Source organism: Amycolatopsis pretoriensis (assembly GCF_900107925.1).
Classification (GTDB): Bacteria; Actinomycetota; Actinomycetes; order Mycobacteriales; family Pseudonocardiaceae; genus Amycolatopsis; species Amycolatopsis pretoriensis.
This window is the reverse complement of sequence record NZ_FNUJ01000001.1, coordinates 1,276,182-1,293,922: the sequence shown is the minus strand read 5'-3', so window position 1 is coordinate 1,293,922 and position 17,741 is coordinate 1,276,182. Positions and strand designations below refer to the sequence as shown.

The following is a 17,741-nucleotide window of genomic DNA, read 5'->3' as shown; positions in this document are numbered from 1 at the left end:
CCGCGGAATGCGCAGCGAGCAACCGCTACGGCCATCCGGCCGGTTTAGTGGTCTAGACCTTGACGTCGATATTGGTCTGATCCAATCCTGAAGACGTTCTCGCCGTGTTACGCCGCGGCACGGCTCCGCCCCGGCTTTGGAGCGCAGATGCGTCGACGCAGACCTTTCTCCCGAATGTCCGTTTTCCTTGCCTTGTCAGCGATATCGGCCGGCTCGCTGGTCGCCGCCGCCGGCACCGCCCAGGCCGCCACCCCGCTGCCCGCGCACGTCTTCGCGCCCTACTTCGAAGCCTGGACGGGCGAAAGCCCCGCCGCGCTGGCGCAGCAGTCCGGGGCCAAGCACCTGACGATGGCGTTCATCCAGGCCGCCACCAAGGGTTCCTGCACCGTCTACTGGAACGGCGACACCGGGATGCCCATCTCCACCGGCGTCTTCGGCTCCGACATCGCCACGATCCGCTCCCGCGGCGGCGACGTCATCCCCTCCTTCGGCGGCTACACCGCCGACAACACCGGCACCGAAATAGCCGACAGCTGCAGCAACGTCGACTCGATCGCCGCCGCCTACGAGTCGGTGATCACCACCTACGACGTCCCGCGCCTCGACATGGACATCGAGGACAACTCGCTCACCAACTCCGCCGGGATCGACCGCCGCAACAAGGCCATCAAGAAGGTCCAGGACTGGGCCGCGGCGTCCGGGCGGTCGCTGCAGATCTCCTACACCCTGCCCACCACCACCCGCGGGCTGGCCGACAGCGGCCTGGCCGTGCTGCGCAACGCCGTCTCCAACGGCACCCGCGTCGACGTGGTCAACATGATGACCTTCGACTACTACGACAACGCCGCCCACGAGATGGCCACCGACACCCAGACCGCCGCCAACGGCCTGGTGAGCCAGCTCGGCGCGCTGTACCCGGGCAAGACCCAGGCGCAGCTGTGGGGCATGGTCGGGATCACCGAGATGATCGGCGTCGACGACTTCGGCCCGGCCGAGACGTTCACCACCGCCGACGCGGCGACCGTCTACAACTGGGCGGTCTCCAAGGGCATCAACGAACTGTCGTTCTGGGCCCTGCAGCGCGACAACGGCAGCTGCCCCGGCGGCGCGGCCGCGGACAACTGCTCCGGCATCGCCCAGGACACGTGGTTCTTCAGCCACGCGTTCGAGCCGTTCACCGGCGGCACCACCGTGCCGGGCAACGACTTCTCCCTCACCGCGAACCCGGCCTCGGCTTCGGTCGACCCGGGCGGCTCGGCCACCGCGACGGTCGGCACCGCGGTCACCTCCGGCTCGGCCCAGCAGGTGACGCTGTCGGTCACCGGCGCACCCGCCGCCGTCACGGCGTCGGTCAGCCCGGGCTCGGTGACCGCGGGCGGCAGCGCGACGCTGTCGGTGAGCACCACCTCGGCGGCGGTCCCCGGGGTCTACCCGCTGACCGTCACCGGCACTTCGCCCTCGGCGAGCCACAGCGCGACCTTCACCCTCACCGTCAAGGGCACCCCGCCCGCGGGCGGGGTCGTCAACGGCGGCTTCGAGAGCGGCGCGCTGAGCCCGTGGAGCGCGGCCGGTGACGCGATCGTCGCGACCCCGGCCCACTCCGGGACCCACGCGCTGCAGGTGGTGCCCACGGCGTCGGCGACCGGGGAGGCGGCGCAGAACGTGACGCTGGCCCCGAACCACGCCTACACGCTCAAGGCGTGGGTGCAGGGCAGCTACGCCTACGTCGGCGTCCGGGGCGGCGCGAACGCGTCGACGTGGACCTCGAGCAGCGGCTGGACCCAGCTGTCGGTGCCGTTCACGACCGGCGCGTCCGGCGCGGTGACGGTGTACGTCCACGGCTGGTACGGCCAAAGTGCCCTCTACGCCGACGATTTCACCATCGGCTGATCCTTTCGGCGGCGGCCCGGTTGCGCACCGCGGAGGTTGGCCGGGCCGCCCCTGGCCGCAAGACTCACGGGGACGATCTTTCGCCCCGCGAGGAGGACCCCGATGCCGCACATCCCGCTCGACCCGCAGCTGCCCGGGATCACCGCGCTCTTCGCCTACCGGCCGGAGACCGCGGCGCCGCTCGGGCAGCTGGCCCAGGTCCTGCTGCGCGGCCCCAGCACCCTGACCGTCGGCGAGCGCGAGCTGATCGCGACCGTCGTGTCCAACGGCAACGAGTGCCGCTTCTGCACCGGCAGCCACGCCGCGGCGGCGGCCGAGACGATCGACGGCGGCCGGGCCGTCGTCGACGCCGCGTGCGGCAGGGTCGACGACGCCCCCGTGCCGGCGAAGCTGAAGGCACTGCTGCGGATCGCGCTCGCCGTGCGCGAAACGGGCCGCGCGGTCACCGAAGAACTGGTGGCGGCCGCCCGCGCCGAAGGGGCGACCGACACCGAACTGCACGACACCGTCCTGATCGCGGCGTCGTTCTGCCTGTTCAACCGGTACGTCGACGGCCTGGCCACGGTCGCGCCGGACGACCAGGCGGTCTACGACCAGATCGGCAAGCAGCTCGCCGCGGGCGGCTACGCCCGCTAGGGCACCAGCACGATCCGCCCCGGACGGGTCCACGCGGCACCGGCGTCGGCGAGCGGGACGCGCTCGTGGTCGACGGTCAGCTCGCCGGCGATCGCGTGCTTCACCACCGTCAGCAGCGCTTCGCGGCGCCGGTCGGTGTCGAGCTCGTTGTTCGTGTAGCCGTGGATGTGCAGCGACCGGCTGCGCAACACCGCCGAGGACACCGGGAACTCGTCACCGGCCGCGCCGCCGAGGTTCACCAGCCGCCCACCCGGGCGCAGGGTGCGCAGCGCGGCCGCGGCCGGGAGCCCGCCCACCGGATCGATGACCAGGTCGACCGGGACGTCGCCGAGCCGCTCGGCCGGTGAACCGGTCAGCCGCACGACACTGTCCGCCCCGAGCCGCCGGGCCCGCTCCAGCGCGGTGTCCGAGCGCGCGCACGCGATGACGTGCCCGGCCCCGGCCACGCGCGCCAGCTGCACGGCCGACTGGCCGACGACCCCGCCGGCGCCGAGCACCAGCACGGTCTCGCCGGGCACGAGGTTTCCCTTCCCCGTCAAGCACATCCACGCCGCGACCGCCGACAGCCCGAGTGCCGCGACCAGCGCGTGGTCGGCCCCGGCCGGCAGGACCACCAGGTCGGCGGGCGCGATGACGGCGTGCTCGGCCATGCTGCCGTCCCCGGGCCGCATGCCCGCGGTCGTGGCGAACCACACCGGCGTCCCGGCCGGCTCGGTCGGCGTCGGCCGCGTGAGCACGCCGACCCCTTGCACGCCCGGCACGTACGGCAGGTCCGGCAGCCCGAAGTAGGACGTGCCGGACGCGCACAGCAGGTCCAGCGGGCTGACCGGCGCCGCGGTGACGCTCACCGCGACCTGGCCCGGCCCGGGGTCGGGTGCCGTCCGGTCGGTCACCACCGGGGGCGCGCCCGCCGCCCGGATCTCCGCCGCGCGCACGGCGTCAGACGGGCTGCAGGACGAAGTCGTACCGGGCTTCCAGCCACGACCCGGCCGCCTCGCCGCCGTCCGGGGTCGGACCCGGGTCCCGGGCTTCGAACGTCACGACCAGCTCCTGCTTGGTGCCGAAGACGACGTCGCTGTCGAGGTACTCGGCGCCCTCCTGGAACAGGTGCGTGATCAGCGGTTCGTAGCCGGCGGCGTTGATCAGGAAGTGCACGTGGGCGGGCCGGAAGTGGCTGATGTCGGTGCCGCCGATCAGTTCCCCGACCGGGCCGTCCATCGGGATCGAGTAGCCCTTCGGCGCGATCGTGCGCAGGCAGTAGGTCCCGTCGGGGCGGGTGGCGTACTTGGCGCGCAGCCGGGCCTCGTCGATGCCGGGGATCTGAGACTCGTAGGCGCCTTCTTCGTCGGCCTGCCAGACGTCGAGGATCGCGCCGGCGACGGGGGAGCCGTCGAGGCCGCGGACGGTGCCGGTGACGTAGAGCGGCGTGCCGGGCAGGCCGTCGGACATGTCGCCGCCGAACTCCTTCTCCGGGGAGCCGTCGATGTGGAACGGGCCGAGCACGGTGGCCGGGGTGGCCTTGGCGTCGAAGGCGTGGTTCATCTGCACCACCAGCATGCTCAGGCCGAGCACGTCGGAGGCGAGGATGAACTCTTCGCGCTTGTCGTCGCTGATCTGCCCGGTCTCGGTCAGCCACCGCATCGCGGCCATCCACTCCGGTTCGGTCAGCCGGACTTCGCGGGCGAAGGCGTGCAGGTGCCTGACGAGGGCGGCCATGACCTGCGCGGTGCGCGGGTCATGCGCGCTCGACCAGCGCCGCGCGGCGAGCTCGGTGATGTTGTCCTCGGTGACGAGCTGCATCGGCGTTCCTCTCAGCGTTGCGGGTCCGGTGGGACCGGCCGGTTGTTCAGGTCGACCGACAGGAAGACGTCGTTGGCGACCGGGTGGCGCAGCTCTTCGGCCAGCTGCCCGACGAGCCCGGCGGTCCGGGCCAGCAGCGCGAACCCGCGCAGCAGTTCCAGCGGCAGCCCGAGGTCGGCCAGTGCGGCGCCGCAGACGCCGGCGCCGTTGAGCGGCAACGTCTTCCCGAGCACCCGCGGGTGGACGCGGCCGATGGCGGCGAACAGCTCCAGGTGCGGGCCGCGCAGGCCTTCCTCGTCGGCGATCTCGAACAGCCGGCGGGTGCGGGGGTCGCCGTCCTTGTGGACGTGGTGGCCGAGCCCGGGGACGAACTTCTTCGCCGCTTTGGTCTTCTCGACGGTGTCCAGGGCGAGCGCGTCCCAGCCGGCTTCGTCGGTGGGGGTTTCGGCGGTGGCGAGGACGTCGTGCAGGAAGCGGCCGCAGTCCTCGGTGACGCCGAGGAAGCGCGACCCGCCGCCGAGCAGCCCGGCCGCGAGCGCGCCCTGCACCGAGTCCGGGGCGGACAGGTACGTGAGGCGGGTGACGATCGCCGTCGGCGTGAAGCCGTGGTCGGCCAACGCGGCCAGCACCGCTTCGAAGACCCGGGTTTCCCCTGTGGACGGACGTCGCTGCGTCGCCAGCCAGAACGCCAGCTCGCCGAAACCGACGGTGCCCATGACGTCTTCGGCGAGGTCCTGGCCGAGCAGCGTGATCTTGTCCTTGGTGGACGATCCCAGTGCGGTTTCGTAGACGCGGTCGGTCATCGCGGGGTCTCCGTGAGCCAGGTGCGCAGTTCGGCGCCGTGTTCGTCGAGCTCCGGCGGCGGCAGCCGGTAGGCGGCCGGGGTCGCGGAGAAGCGGATCGGGTGGCGGGTCGTCGGGACGGCGCGGTCGCCTTCGCCGACGTCGACGATCGGGTCGAGGCCGAAGCGTTCGGCCATCGCGAACCCGCCGTCGATGGTGTTGATCGGTCCACACGGGACGCCGACCTCGGTCAGCGCGTCGAACCACTCCACCGCGGTGCGTTCCTTGAGCCGTTCGACGAGGATCGGCCGCAGCTCCTCGCGGTTCTTCGTGCGGTCGGCGTTGCGGGCGAACCGCGGGTCGGCCGGGACATCGGGCAGGCCGAGGACTTCGCACAGGCGCCGGAACTGCCCGTCGTTGGCCGCGGCGACGATCAGGTCGGCGTCGGCGGTCGGCAGCGGTTCGTAGGGGAAGACGCTCGGGTGGGCGTTGCCCATCCGGTAGGGCACCACCCCGCCGGCGGCGTAGGCCGAGCTGTGGTTGACCAGCCCGGTCAGCGCCGAGGACAGCAGGTTCACCTCGACGTGCTGGCCCTCGCCGGTCGCGTCGCGGTGGCGCAGCGCGGCGAGGATGCCGATCACCGCGTGGTTGCCCGCCATCACGTCGAACACCGAGATCCCGGCCCGGTACGGCGGGCCGTCCGGGTCGCCGGTCAGGCTCATCAGCCCCGAGATCGCCTGCACCATCAGGTCGTAGCCGGGCACGTGCCGGCCGTCGCCGGAGCCGAAGCCGCTGATGGAGGCGTAGACGACACCGGGGTTCGTGGCTCGGACGTCGTCGAAGGCGAGACCGTACTTGGCCAGACCGCCGGGCTTGAAGTTCTCGATCAGCACGTCCGCCCGCGCCGCCAGCTCGCGGGCGACGGCAGCGTCGGCTTCCTCGCGCAGGTCGAGGGCGATCGAGCGCTTCCCGCGGTTCACCCCGAGGTAGTAGGTCGAGACGTCGCCGCGCACCGGCGGCATCCACGTGCGCGTCTCGTCGCCCTGCGGGCCCTCGACCTTGACGACCTCGGCGCCCAGGTCCGCCAGCAGCATCGTGGCGTAGGGGCCGGCGAGCACCCGGGAGAAGTCCGCGACCAGCAGCCCGGTCAGCGGGCCGGCCGCACTGGTGTTCACCCGGTTCCCTCGCTTCCTGTCCGTCGGACGGACGTCTGTCCGCAGTTTGCCTCCGCCGCTCTCCGCGGTCAAGACACCGCGGGCACGGTGACGTGCGGGACGTCGTCGAGCCGCGCGAAGTCGGCGCTGATCTCCCCGGCGGTCTGCAGCAGCAGCGGCAGGTGGTGCTCCAGCAGGCGCTCCACCGGCGTCTCGGCGGCGTGGCAGTTGACGTTGACCCCGGCGATCACCCGCCCGGACCCGTCGCGCAGGGGCGCGGCGACCGACCGGATGCCCAGCGCGAGCTGCTCGTCGGTCAGGGCCCACCCGCGGGCGCGGACCTCGCGCAGCTCGGCGTCGCGCTCGGCGCGGCCGGGCCGCCAGCGCGGGACGAGCCCGGAGCGCGTCGGCTGGGCCAGTACCGTCTCCAGTTCTTCCGGGGCCAGCGCGGCCAGCTGGACCTTGCCCAGCGACGTCGGCAGCGCGGGGAAGCGGGTGCCGATCTGCACGGCCAGCGCGACGATCTTCGGCACCGCGACCCGGGCGACGTAGACGATGTCCGAGCCGTCGAGCTGGGCGATCGAGCACGACTCGTTCGTGCGCTCGACCAGGCGTTCCAGGTGCGGGCGGGCGACGTCCCACAGACCCATCGACCGCACGTAGGCGACGCCGAGGTCGAGCACGCGCGGGGTCAGCGCGTAGCCGCGCCCGCCGACGCGGACGTACCCGAGCTCCTCCAGGGTGAGCAGGATCCGCCGCGCGGTCGGGCGGGCCAGGCCGGCGGCGGTCGCCACCTCGGCCAGCGTCATCTCCGCCCGGTGCGGGCCGAACGCCGTGATCACCTCGAGCCCGCGCGCCAGCGCTTCGATGAAGTCGGGACCCGTTCCCTCGCGTGGCATGCACGACCTCCCTCTCGCAGTCCTGCCCGCAGCGTAGCGGCGGGGATTGACACCGGCCCGGCACTGGACGAAGGTGGCGTCACCCCTTCAGTGTCCGTAGAGCGGACGAGTGTACGCAACCGGAGGCAGCCATGTCTGGATCGATCGTCCTGCGGGGTGGCACGGTGCTGACCCTCGACGACGCCCCCCGGGTCCTGCCCGGCGCCGACGTCCTGGTCACCGACGACCGGATCGCCGCGATCGGCCCGGCACTCGACGTCCCGGAGGGCACGACCGAGATCGACGCGACCGGCGGGATCGTGCTGCCGGGGATGATCGACACCCACCGCCACCTGTGGCAGACGGCCATGCGCGGCTACGGCGCCGACTGGACGCTGACCCAGTACTTCGTCTGGTACTACCTCGAATGGGGCAAGGTGTTCCGCCCCGAGGACATCTACGCGGGCAACCTGCTCGGCGCGTGGGAAGCGCTCGAAGCCGGCGTCACGACCACCGTCGACTGGTCCCACGGCCTGCAGACCACCCAGCACGCCGATGCGGCGGCCGACGCGCTCGAAGCCGTTCCCGGCCGGTTCGTGCTGGCCTACGGCAACATCCAGGACGCCCCGGCGAACTGGACGGGCACGCCGGAGTTCCGCGACTTCGTCTCCCGCCGCACCGGCGGCGACCTCGGCTTCCAGCTCGCGTTCGACGTCACCGGCGACCCGGCGTTCCCGGAAAAGCCGGCGTTCGAGGTGGCCCGCGAGCTGGGCGTGCCGGTCACGACGCACGCCGGGGTCTGGGGCGCGACCGGCGACGACGGCATCCGCCTCATGCACGACCACGGGTTCATGACCCCGGAGACGATCTACGTCCACAGCGCGTCGCTCTCGGCCGACTCCTACCACCGGATCGCCGCGACCGGTGGGTCGGCGTCGGTGTCGACCGAAAGCGAGCAGAGCGCGGGCCAGGGCTACCCGTCCACGTGGGCGCTGCGGCAGTACGGCATCCCGGTGTCGCTGTCGATGGACACCTCGGTCTGGTGGAGCGGCGACCTGTTCACGGCGATGCGCACGACGCTGGGCGCAGACCGCTCCCGCGAACACCTCGAGGCGCACGCGAAAGGCGAAACGGTCACGCACGCGGCGCTGCGCGCGGAGCAGGTGGTGGAGTGGGCCACCCGCGGCGGCGCGGCCGCGCTGGGACGCACGGACATCGGCAGCCTCGAGGTGGGCAAGAAGGCCGACGTGGTGCTGCTGAAGAACGACCACTCACCGGTGTCGTTCCCGCTGCTGAACCCGTACGGCCACGTGGCGTTCCAGGCCCAGCGCGGCGACGTCCACACGGTCCTGGTGAACGGCCGCGTGGTCAAGCGCGACGGGCGGCTGGTCGACGTGGACCTCCCCGCGCTCCGCCGGCGCGTCGAAGGGACGGTGGAGTACCTGCGCGGGCAGCTGGGGGAGGAGGCGTGGGCGAAGGGGATGAACCCGGACGTCCCGGAGACGAAGATCCTGGACAACCCGTACACGTACACCGACTACCAGAGCGACGCCACCCACGGCGGCTGAGTCAGTCTTCGCCGAGCTGGAGCAGGACGGCGAAGTGCGTGGGGGTGGTGGCGGCGACCACCCCGTCGAACGTGCAGCGGGTCACCGGCGAGCTCCCGCGCGCGATCTCCGTCCATGACGTCGTAGGTGTAGACAATGCTGCGCGACGTCAGCGCCGCCAGACGTCGCTCGGCCAGCTCGCGCGGGACGGACCGGAGAGCCGAGCCGACCTGCGCCACATCGACCGCGGGTTCGCGGGGGTCGATGTGGACTTCCCACTGCTGCTCACCGGTGGCGGCGAGGGCGTGGACGTGCTCGGCCAACGCGGTGCCGTCTCGTTCGCCGGAGACGGCGAAGACTTCGTTCTGGTTGCTCAGCCCGGCGACGAGCACGGCGAACTGTTCGGTGATCCCCACCCCGTCTATCCTGCCGCCCCGGCGGGGTACCGTGCGGAGGTGGTCCAGGTTTTCATCCAGCCCGCCTACGGCACCGCCGACTCGCGCCGCTACGGGGCCGAGTCGCTGGAAAACACCGTGGACTTCCGGGCGCACGCCGACCTGCTCGACCCCGCGGACCTCGCCCGCCTGCAGGCGCTGCACCCCGATGGCCAGGCCCGGTTCTGGGGCGCCAAGGACAAGTACGACCGCCGGATGGACACCGTCACCACCGGCGACGTCGTGCTGTTCACCGGCCGCAAGCACGTCCAGGCCACCGCCGAAGTCGGGCACGGCTTCCGCAACCCCGCCTTCGCGCGCCGGCTGTGGAACCCGGATCCGGGGAAGTGCTTGTTCAGCAACGTCTACAGCCTCCGGCACTACGAGCGCGTCGGGATGCCGTACGAGGAGATCTGGGCGTTGCCCGGGTTCAACCCCGGCGACCACTTCATGGGCCTGCGGTTCCTGGACGAGCCGAAGTCCGCCGCGGTGCTGGGTCTGCTGCGAACGTGACAAACGCCGGTCAGTTCCCGGCCATCGGGCCCGGGCGGCGGAGATCGCCTCGATGATGGCCCCGTGGGGCGATGGATCACCAAGGACGGCAAGCGGATCTACATCCGCGGCAAGGGGACGGGCACCGTGGTCGCCGCGGCGGTCGGGCTGGCCGTCGCCGGCGGCGGGGCCGGCGCGTTCGGTGGCGCGGCCGGCGGGGGTGGGGCGGCGGAAGCGTTGCCGGGCAACGCCGCCGGCGACGTCGTCGACTCCCTGCCCGGGCGTTCGCTGAAGACCCGCCGGGCGGAGGCGCGCGAGTCGGCCAAGCGCGGCAAGGCGGACGAGGCCTGGAGCCGGCTGAAGCTCAAGGAGCTCAAACGCGTCGCCCGGCACGAGGGCGACTGCCTCGCCGCCGCGACCGACCGGGTCCGCGACTTCCTGGTCACGACGCCGTGCACGTCGCTCGACCGGATGCTGCTCGCGGTCGGCGACGGCCACGGCAACGCCGCGGTCATCTCCGTGGTGCGGGTCGGCTTCCGGTCGGCGAAGCAGGCTGCCGCGTTCGAGAAGGTCGAAGCCATCCAAGGCAGCGGAGACGTGCGGCCCCTGGAGATCGCGGCCGTCCTCGGCGTCGCCGGCGTGCGGATGACCGGGCTGCACTACGAGCCCCGGCCCGACGGCCACGCCATGGTCGTCGCCGAAGCCGACACCGCGACCGGGCACGTCGGCGGCGACACCCTCGACGCGCTCGCCGACGTCGCCGCCTACCTGCCCGTCCGGTGAGCTCCTGCCCGTACGGGCAGCCCGCCGTACCCGAAGGTCTGCCGCTGCGCGGCTGGGCGGCCGGCCCCCCATCGCCCATCGTGGGAAGACCGCCAGTCCGAGGAGGTCCGCCGGTGATCCACGAGGTCGACGAGGCGCTGCGGCGGCTGGTGAAGGACGAGGCGCTGCGCGGCAGCGAGGTCGACGTCGCCTTCGAAGCACCCACCAAGGACTGGGCGGCCCGGCGCAACGCCCCCACCGTCAACATCTACCTCTACGACGTGCGCGAGGACATGCGCCGCCGCTCGCGCGGGCTGCTCAGCGAGTACGACCAGCGCGGCCAGATCGCCGCGCGGCACCTGCCGCCCAAGCACGTCAAGCTGTCCTACCTGGTCACCGCGTGGACCCAACGGCCGGAGGACGAACACCGCGTGCTCTCGGACCTGCTGCTCGGCCTGCTGCGCCACGAAGCCGTCCCGGCCGAGGTGCTCTCCGGCTCGCTGGCCGAGATGGGGCTGCCGGTGCCGATGACCGTCGCGCTGCCGCCGCCGGAGGACCGCGCGTTCGCCGACGTCTGGACCGCGCTCGGCGGCGAGCTCAAGCCGTCGCTGGACGTCGTCGTCTCGGCACCGATCCACAGTGGACGCGTCTACCCGGCCGGCCCGCCGGCGAAGGAAGGCCTCAAGCTCGACACCGGCGACGACCGCGTCGGCCACCACGTGTCCGGCGCCGGCGCGGTCGAGGGGCAGCGCCGCGTCGCGATGGCGCGGGACCACCGGAAGTCCCGGTGAGCCAGGGATACCTGTTCGAGCGGGTGGCCCGGCTCGAACAGCGCATCCGCGACGCGGTCGACAGCCGGCGCGCGGCCGACCCGAACCCCGACGACCCCTTCCGCGGCCTGTACCTCTCGCACGAGGCGATCGACGCGCTGCTGGACAGCCACCGCGAGCCGTTCACGCCGTTCGCCGACTCCGTGCCGGACGGCCGGCTGCGCCCGCTCGCCGACCGCGCGGGCCTCACCGGCGTCGACGTCGAACTGCTGCTGGTCGCCCTGGCGCCCGATCTGGACAGCCGGTTCGAACAGTTCTACGGCTACCTCAACGACGACGTGACCCGGCGCCGCGCGACCGCCGGGCTGGCGCTGCGCCTGTGCGGGATCCCCGAGGCCTCGGCCGCCGGGCGCGCGCGGCTCGACGCCGACTCCCCGCTGCTCACCTGCGGCCTGCTCACCGTGGGCGACGACGACCGGCCGTTCCTCTCGCGCACGCTGCGCGTCCCGGACCGGGTGGTGAACCACCTGCTCGGCGACGACCGGCTCGCCCCCGAGCTGGCCGGCTGCGCGCGCCTGGGCACCGAGCTCGTCGAAGTCCCGGGCCGCGACCGGCTCGCCCGCGCGATCCGCGACCGGGTCGGGCTGGTCTACCTCAAGGAACACCCCGGTGGCGGCGCGGAGGAGCTCGGTGTCGGCGCGCTGGCCGCGGCCGGCTTCCCTGCGCTGGTGGTGGACGCGCCGCGCTGGCAGGCCGAGCTCGAGCTGACCGGATCGCTGCGGCGGGAGGCGTTGCTGCGCGGCGCCGGGATCGTGCTGGGCCCGGTGGAGGACCCGCGGCTGGAAGACCTGGCGCACCCGGCGGTCCCGCTGGTGGTGCACGGCACCGGGGCGTGGGACCCGCGGTGGAGCGCGACCGCGCCGTTGCAGCTCGACGCGATGCCGCTGCCCGCGGCCCGGCGCGCGGAACTCTGGCGCAGCCGCCTCGAGGGCCGGCTCGCCCCGGACGTCGACCCGGGGGAAGCCACCGCGCACTTCGTCCTGGGGCCGGGGCAGATCGCGCGTGCCGCGAAAGCCGCGTCGGTGACGGCTTTGGCCGACGGCGGGCTGGTGCGGACGGCGCACCTGCGCGCGGGCGCGCGGAGCCAGAACGCCGCCGGCCTGCAGCGGCTCGCGCGGCGGATCGAACCGGCGGTCGGCTGGCCGGACCTGGTGCTGCCGGCGGGGGTGCTCTCGCTGTTGGACGAGCTGGCCGCCCGGGCCCGCTACCGCGACCAGGTGCTCGACGAGTGGCGGATGCGCCCGGGCGGCGGGCGCGGCCGGGGCGTGACGGGGCTGTTCGCGGGTGACTCGGGGACCGGCAAGACGATGTCGGCGGAGGTCGTGGCCGCGTCGCTCGGGCTGGACCTGTACACGGTGAACCTGGCGACCGTGGTGGACAAGTACGTCGGTGAGACGGAGAAGAACCTGGAGCGGATCTTCACCGAGGCGTCCGGGGTCAACGCCGTGCTGCTGTTCGACGAGGCGGACGCGATCTTCGGCAAGCGCTCGGAGGTCCGCGACGCCCACGACCGGTACGCCAACATCGAAAGCGCCTACCTGCTGCAGCGGATGGAGACGTTCGACGGCATCGCGGTGCTGGCGACGAACCTGCGCGCCAACCTCGACGAGGCGTTCACCCGGCGGCTCGACGTGATCGTGGACTTCCCGCTGCCCGACGTCGAGCTGCGCCACCGGCTGTGGGACCGCTGCCTCGGCACCCGCCTGCCGCGCGCGGCGGACCTGGACCTGGGGTTCCTGGCGGGGGCGTTCGAGCTGGCGGGCGGGCACATCCGGTCGGCGGCGGTGACGGGGGCGTACCTGGCGGCCGAGGCGGGCCGTCCGGTGGCGATGAGCGACCTGGTCGGCGCGGTGGCCCGGGAGTACCGCAAGCTGGGCCGGCTGTGCCTGGACCGGGAGTTCGGGCCGTACCTGGCGTTGGTGACCGACGGGTGAGCTGCCCGTTCGGGCAGCTTTCCCTGCCCGAGTGGCCGCGCACGCCAATCTGGTGCCGCGGTCGTCGTCACGGCAAGCTGAACGGGCGGCGGAGGGAGCGGACATGCGCGGGCACAGCCACGAACACGAGGTCGAACCGAGCGTCCGGCCACGGGGTGACCGGGACGCCCAGGACCCGGACATCCTCGGCCGCGCCGCCGCGGCCGGCCGCCCGGACGTGCTGGGCGCGTCAGGCATCCTGGACCTGCAGCGCGCGGTGGGCAACACGAGCGTGGGTTCACTGGTGGAGGAGGAGCGCTCCCCGGTCCACGACGTCGTCTCCTCGGGCGGTTCACCGTTGGACACCTCGACGCGCGAGGACATGGAAACCCGCTTCGGCCAGGACTTCTCCGACGTCCGGGTCCACACCGACGGCGCGGCGCACGAGTCGGCGAAATCGGTGAACGCACAGGCGTACACGGTGGGCTCGAACATCGTGTTCCAGCGCGACAAGTACGACCCTTCGTCGGCGGGCGGGCAGCACATGCTGGCGCATGAGCTGACTCATGTGGTGCAGCAGCGGAGTGGGCCGGTGGAGGGGACCGACGCCGGGGGCGGGGTGAAGGTGTCGGATCCTTCGGACCGCTTCGAGCGCGAGGCGGTGGCGAACGCGGATCGGTTGATGGCCGCGCCGGCGCCGGCTTCCATCTCCGCTGCCGGTCCCGCGGTCCAGCGGTGCGAGGACGGCTCTGCGCACGACGAGTCGGTGCAGCGGATGACCGTCCAGCGCGAGGAAGAGGCTCCTGCCGCCGAAGAAGGCGAAGAGGAGAAGATGGCGCAGACGTTCGTGCAGCGTGAGGAAGAAACCGAAGAAGAGGCCTCCTGATCCGTCAAGCTGCGAGTGGATGGCGATTACGCATACGGCGACGTGAAGTCCTCGACGAATAGCCCGCGTGATCGCGCGAGTTTCCTGGAGCGCTCGCACGGCACATCGCTGCCGGCGTACATGTAGAAGTCGCGTCCGAAGTGGATGAAGAACGAATGTGTCTGGATTTTGAACCAGGCCAGTTCGCGGAGTGCGATCCGGACCAGATCGCCGATCTCGGTCACCGAAACCACGGAGTCCTGCTTCGGCAGCTTTCGCGAGATCTTCGGTAGTCCCAACTTGGCGAGTTCATCCTGGCTGTCATCGAAGCTTTCAAGCTCGGATATGTGGAGCTGGTATGCGTTGCTTTCGACGGCCAGGGATGTGGCGACGTCCGCATATGCCGTCTCGACTCGCAGATATTCTTCGACCGTCAACTCGTCTTCGAAGCTTTCTCCTATGTCCCAGACGCTCGACCAAGTTGTTCCGGTGAAGCTCCCCGTTTCAGACCTCTGTGCGGGGTTGTACTTGGTGATCCGCCACTCGTAATCCGGCATCAGTCGCCGATCTTCTTCAGGCTTGCGTCGTAGGTTCCCATTCGAGTCCTCTTCGAGCCGAGGTTTGCCACACTGGTCGCCATTTTCCACACGCCTCCGATGTGAGAGTCGACGTCAGGGGTAATATACCGGTTGCTGCCCTGGCGGTAGACGGGGGCGCCGTGCGACTTGTAGTTGGTCGTCTGGAAGCCGAGCGCTTTAGCCATGCCGTCCCATTTCTCCCAGCGTCCCTCCTCTTCCGTCGATTTCGGCTTGGGGTCGATGTCGTCTTTGTTGAAGTTCTGGCCATAGCTCGAGATCGCGACGATGACTGCTTCACACGAACGGCTGAACTCCGGATCATCGACGCCCTTCTTCCGGTACAAATCCTGGCTTCGCCGGGCCTTGTCGAGGATGTCCTGGAGTGCCGCGAGTTCTGCGGTCGGCTTGGGGTCATCGTCCTTGATGGCGTTCTGGCGAGCGAGCACCTTGGCGACAAGCCCGCCTTCGCTGCTCGCGAGGGTGACTGCGGCGCCGGGCTTGAACGTGACCGTATGACTGTGGCCACGCATCGAAAGCGTCTTGACCACCGGCGCGGTGGCCGGGTGCGCGTCGTCCGTCTTCTTCTTGCCGCCCTTGAGCTTCGACCAGATCTTCTTCCCGGCCTTGACGACCGTCCCCACCACGGAGTCGACGACCTTGCCCACCGGGGCCTGGACCTTCTCCAGCACCGACTTGATCTTCTCCGAAATCCCGCCCAGCCCCAGCAAACTGGCCAAGAACCCCAACACCATCGGCAACGCCCGACCGAGCGTCCGCTCGATCAACCCCGCCACGGCACCCGCGCCGCCCCGGGCGATCGACTCCACCGAGTCCAGGACCGAATCGACGAACTCCTTGATCTGCGAGGCCTTCTCCACGAAGAACATCACGATGTCGTAGATCGCCTTGCAGGCCTTGATGAACGCCGCCGCCGGGTTCAGCAGGGAGATGATCCAGGTGATGCCCGCCTTGACGATCTTCTCGATCACGAATTCCTTGATCTGGCCGAGCACCATCTCCTTGAGGTCACCGAGCTTTTCGACGACCCACCGCCACAGCCCCGGGACGCCCTCGGTGATCAGGATCTTGACCACGCCCAGGGTCTGCTCCAGCTTGGCCAGCACCGGCTCCGGGATGAACCGCAGGATCCGTGCCCGGACGCTCGCCCACGTCAGGCCCAGGATCGACAGGACCATCTTCAAGATGCCCTTCGCGTCCAGCGCTTCCGGGATCTCGATGCCCGCGCTCGCCAGATTGCCCAGCAGCCACCCCTTCAGGCCCTCTTTCAGGTGCTGGACGATGTTGGCGCCGAAGTTCACCACTCCGGTCTTCACCGCGTTGACCAGGTTGCCGAGGAACTCGATCGGCTTCTTGATGATCAGCTCGACCGCGTTCGCCGCCCGGGACAGGACGCCGAGCAGCATGTTCTTCAACGCCAGGATCGTCTCGATCGCGCCGCCGACGGCCTCCTTCGCCTTGCTCCACAGGCCCTTGTTCTCCGCCTGCAGCGTCTTGATCTCCTCGTCGACCGCGGTGCGGGCCTCGGAGTACTTCTGGGCCAGGTCCTCGACCAGCGACTGCTGCTTCTCGTCGACCGACTTCTCCAGGTCGTCGAACTGGCCGCCGAACTCCTTGGCCGCCTCGCCCGCGATCTTGCGCAACGCCGGCGACTGCGACTCGACCTTCTGCTTCACGCGAGCACGGCCGTCGGAAATCAGCTGCTTCGCCTCGCCCAGCTGCTGGCCGACGAAGTCCGCGATCTCGCTGATGACGCCCTGCATCTTCACCTCGTAGACCTTCTTGGCCTCGAGGAAGAGGTTGTTCGCCTCCGCCGGCAGGTCGGCGAACAGGTCGTACGCCCAGCGCGCCGCGCCGCTGATGCCGTCGTAGCGCTCGTCCTTGTAGCGCTTCATGCGGGCCTGGTGGTCGGCGGTGAACGCGGCCTTGGCCTGCGCCTCGCCCGCCTCGAACTTCTTGGCCACCTGGTCGTCGAGCGCGCCCAGCACGCCCTCGACCTTCGTCTTGGTCTCGTCGAAGATCGCCTTGATCTCGCCGGTGATCCGCGCCCGGTCCTGCTCGTCCTTCGCCTTCGTGGCCGACTTCGCCGCCTGTCCCCGCTGCCCGGACGTCGACCGCGCCCCCGTCATGCCGGCCATCGCGGCCTGCCCCGACGCCTGCGCCGCGCCGGTGACAGCGGCCAGCTGCCCGGCTTCGGACTCGCGGACCGCCGCCGGGGCCGAGGCCGTGTGCTGCTCGCCCTCCTGCTTCGCCGCCAGCGCGCCGGTGAACTCCGGCTCGTTGGACTGCGCCAGCTGCTGCTCGGTGACGCCCGCCGCGGCCATCGCCCCGTGCGTCTCGCACTGGTCGGCGCGCAGGTCGGTCTGCTCGGCCGGGGCCTTGTCCGGCGTGGCCTTGCGCGGGTCCGGCGGCGCCAGCGCGGGCGGGGCCGGGGCCGGCGGCAGCGGGGTGACCGGCTTCTCCACCGCCCGGCTGGGGTCCGGCGCCTCCTTCGTCCGATCGGTGACGTCCTTGGCCGAGGCGTCCTTGCCACTGGTGACCTTGCCCAGCACCTCGGTCTTGACCTGGTCGGCCTTGCCGGAGGCGGCGAACTTGTCGGCTTCGTCGAGGTTCTTCGGGGCCTGCTTGGCGATGGCGGCGTTCACCGCGGCGATGAACCCCGCCTTGTCGAACCCCGCCGGTTTCGCCGCCGCCATCTTGTCCGCCTGGGCGGCCTTGGCCTGCGCGTCCTTGTCGTCGGCGGGCGCCACGGCGGCGTCCTGCGCCTTCTTGACCTCCGCGCCGGCGGGCGGGTGTGCCTTCGCCGTGCCGGCCCGCGCGCCGACGTCCTTGGTCAGCGACCGGAACTTCGGGTCGGACGCGGGCGTGACACCGGCGGGCGCGACCGGGGGAGCGGGACAGCCCTGCCGCTGCAGCGCGACCAGTCCCGACACCGCGGCGTTGCCCGCGGAGGCCTGCAGGCGCAGCAACGCCGGCGGCGACGTCCGGCGCGCGGGCCCGGCCGTTCGCGCGGGCTGCGCGGACGGTTCCCGTGGCGCCTGGTCCCGCCGCGTTGCCATGGATCCACTCTCGACTTGCGGCGGCGGGTTGCCAACGGCCGGACGGGCGGCCCCGCGTGCCCGAACGGGCAGCTGCCTTTAAGGGCAGAGATCGGTTCCCGCC

Annotated in this window: 16 protein-coding genes; 8 read left to right on the top strand and 8 right to left on the bottom strand. The window is 71.5% G+C overall.

Going from position 1 to position 17,741, the window contains the following annotated elements:
• Positions 1-174: 174 nt before the first annotated feature.
• Both BLV96_RS06030 and BLV96_RS06025 read left to right on the top strand, forming a co-directional pair.
• Positions 175-1,890: a glycosyl hydrolase family 18 protein gene (locus tag BLV96_RS06030; protein ID WP_091388823.1), complete on the top strand. Its 1,716-nt coding sequence runs from the start codon at positions 175-177 to the stop codon at positions 1,888-1,890.
• 102 nt (positions 1,891-1,992) lie between these two features.
• Complete coding sequence (locus tag BLV96_RS06025; RefSeq protein WP_086682550.1) at positions 1,993-2,526, top strand: carboxymuconolactone decarboxylase family protein; 534 nt, start codon at positions 1,993-1,995, stop codon at positions 2,524-2,526.
• On the opposite strand, the gene BLV96_RS06020 is transcribed toward BLV96_RS06025, so the two are convergent.
• The 5 genes from BLV96_RS06020 to BLV96_RS06000 form a co-directional block, all read right to left on the bottom strand.
• Positions 2,523-3,461 carry a quinone oxidoreductase family protein gene (locus tag BLV96_RS06020; protein WP_244180059.1) on the bottom strand — a complete coding sequence of 313 codons (939 nt, stop codon included), beginning with the start codon at positions 3,459-3,461 and terminating at the stop codon, positions 2,523-2,525. The genes BLV96_RS06025 and BLV96_RS06020 overlap by 4 nt on opposite strands.
• 4 nt (positions 3,462-3,465) lie before the next feature.
• Positions 3,466-4,326 carry a dioxygenase family protein gene (locus tag BLV96_RS06015; RefSeq protein WP_086682553.1) on the bottom strand — a complete coding sequence of 287 codons (861 nt, stop codon included), beginning with the start codon at positions 4,324-4,326 and terminating at the stop codon, positions 3,466-3,468.
• An 11-nt stretch (positions 4,327-4,337) separates the two neighbouring features.
• Positions 4,338-5,129, bottom strand: a complete 792-nt coding sequence (locus BLV96_RS06010) for a citryl-CoA lyase (RefSeq protein ID WP_086682556.1) — start codon at positions 5,127-5,129, stop codon at positions 4,338-4,340.
• The gene (locus tag BLV96_RS06005) at positions 5,126-6,283 is read right to left on the bottom strand and encodes a CaiB/BaiF CoA transferase family protein (protein ID WP_086682560.1); all 1,158 of its coding nucleotides are present in this window, start codon (positions 6,281-6,283) and stop codon (positions 5,126-5,128) included. Before BLV96_RS06005 ends, BLV96_RS06010 begins: the two co-directional genes overlap by 4 nt.
• A gap of 68 nt (positions 6,284-6,351) precedes the next feature.
• The gene (locus BLV96_RS06000) at positions 6,352-7,161 is read right to left on the bottom strand and encodes an IclR family transcriptional regulator domain-containing protein (RefSeq protein ID WP_086682563.1); all 810 of its coding nucleotides are present in this window, start codon (positions 7,159-7,161) and stop codon (positions 6,352-6,354) included.
• 131 nt (positions 7,162-7,292) lie between these two features.
• Between BLV96_RS06000 and BLV96_RS05995 the strand changes: the two genes are divergently transcribed.
• A complete protein-coding gene (locus tag BLV96_RS05995; protein WP_086682579.1) occupies positions 7,293-8,708 on the top strand; it encodes an amidohydrolase family protein in 1,416 nt (471 codons plus the stop codon).
• Here the strand turns inward: BLV96_RS05995 and BLV96_RS49025 are convergent.
• Positions 8,678-9,103: a hypothetical protein gene (locus BLV96_RS49025; RefSeq protein WP_143050918.1), complete on the bottom strand. Its 426-nt coding sequence runs from the start codon at positions 9,101-9,103 to the stop codon at positions 8,678-8,680. The two genes, BLV96_RS05995 and BLV96_RS49025, sit on opposite strands and share 31 nt — an antisense overlap.
• A gap of 39 nt (positions 9,104-9,142) precedes the next feature.
• Between BLV96_RS49025 and BLV96_RS05990 the strand changes: the two genes are divergently transcribed.
• The 5 genes from BLV96_RS05990 (at position 9,143) to BLV96_RS05970 (ending at position 14,004) form a co-directional block, all read left to right on the top strand.
• Positions 9,143-9,634, top strand: a complete 492-nt coding sequence (locus BLV96_RS05990) for a hypothetical protein (RefSeq protein ID WP_086682616.1) — start codon at positions 9,143-9,145, stop codon at positions 9,632-9,634.
• 63 nt (positions 9,635-9,697) lie between these two features.
• Positions 9,698-10,396 carry a hypothetical protein gene (locus BLV96_RS05985; RefSeq protein WP_244180058.1) on the top strand — a complete coding sequence of 233 codons (699 nt, stop codon included), beginning with the start codon at positions 9,698-9,700 and terminating at the stop codon, positions 10,394-10,396.
• Between the two features lie 113 nt (positions 10,397-10,509).
• The gene (locus tag BLV96_RS05980) at positions 10,510-11,166 is read left to right on the top strand and encodes a Pvc16 family protein (RefSeq protein ID WP_086682582.1); all 657 of its coding nucleotides are present in this window, start codon (positions 10,510-10,512) and stop codon (positions 11,164-11,166) included.
• The gene (locus BLV96_RS05975) at positions 11,163-13,139 is read left to right on the top strand and encodes an ATP-binding protein (RefSeq protein ID WP_086682585.1); all 1,977 of its coding nucleotides are present in this window, start codon (positions 11,163-11,165) and stop codon (positions 13,137-13,139) included. The genes BLV96_RS05980 and BLV96_RS05975 overlap by 4 nt, the downstream gene beginning before the upstream one ends.
• A gap of 103 nt (positions 13,140-13,242) precedes the next feature.
• The gene (locus tag BLV96_RS05970) at positions 13,243-14,004 is read left to right on the top strand and encodes an eCIS core domain-containing protein (RefSeq protein WP_086682588.1); all 762 of its coding nucleotides are present in this window, start codon (positions 13,243-13,245) and stop codon (positions 14,002-14,004) included.
• 26 nt (positions 14,005-14,030) lie between these two features.
• Here BLV96_RS05970 and BLV96_RS05965 read toward each other — a convergent pair whose 3' ends face one another.
• Together BLV96_RS05965 and BLV96_RS05960 are read right to left on the bottom strand one after the other, a co-directional pair.
• Positions 14,031-14,540 carry a hypothetical protein gene (locus BLV96_RS05965; RefSeq protein ID WP_086682591.1) on the bottom strand — a complete coding sequence of 170 codons (510 nt, stop codon included), beginning with the start codon at positions 14,538-14,540 and terminating at the stop codon, positions 14,031-14,033.
• Entirely contained in the window at positions 14,540-17,638 is a 3,099-nt protein-coding gene (locus tag BLV96_RS05960; protein WP_086682595.1) for a toxin C-terminal domain-containing protein, read from the bottom strand. The genes BLV96_RS05965 and BLV96_RS05960 overlap by 1 nt, the downstream gene beginning before the upstream one ends.
• Between the last annotated feature and the right edge of the window lie 103 nt (positions 17,639-17,741).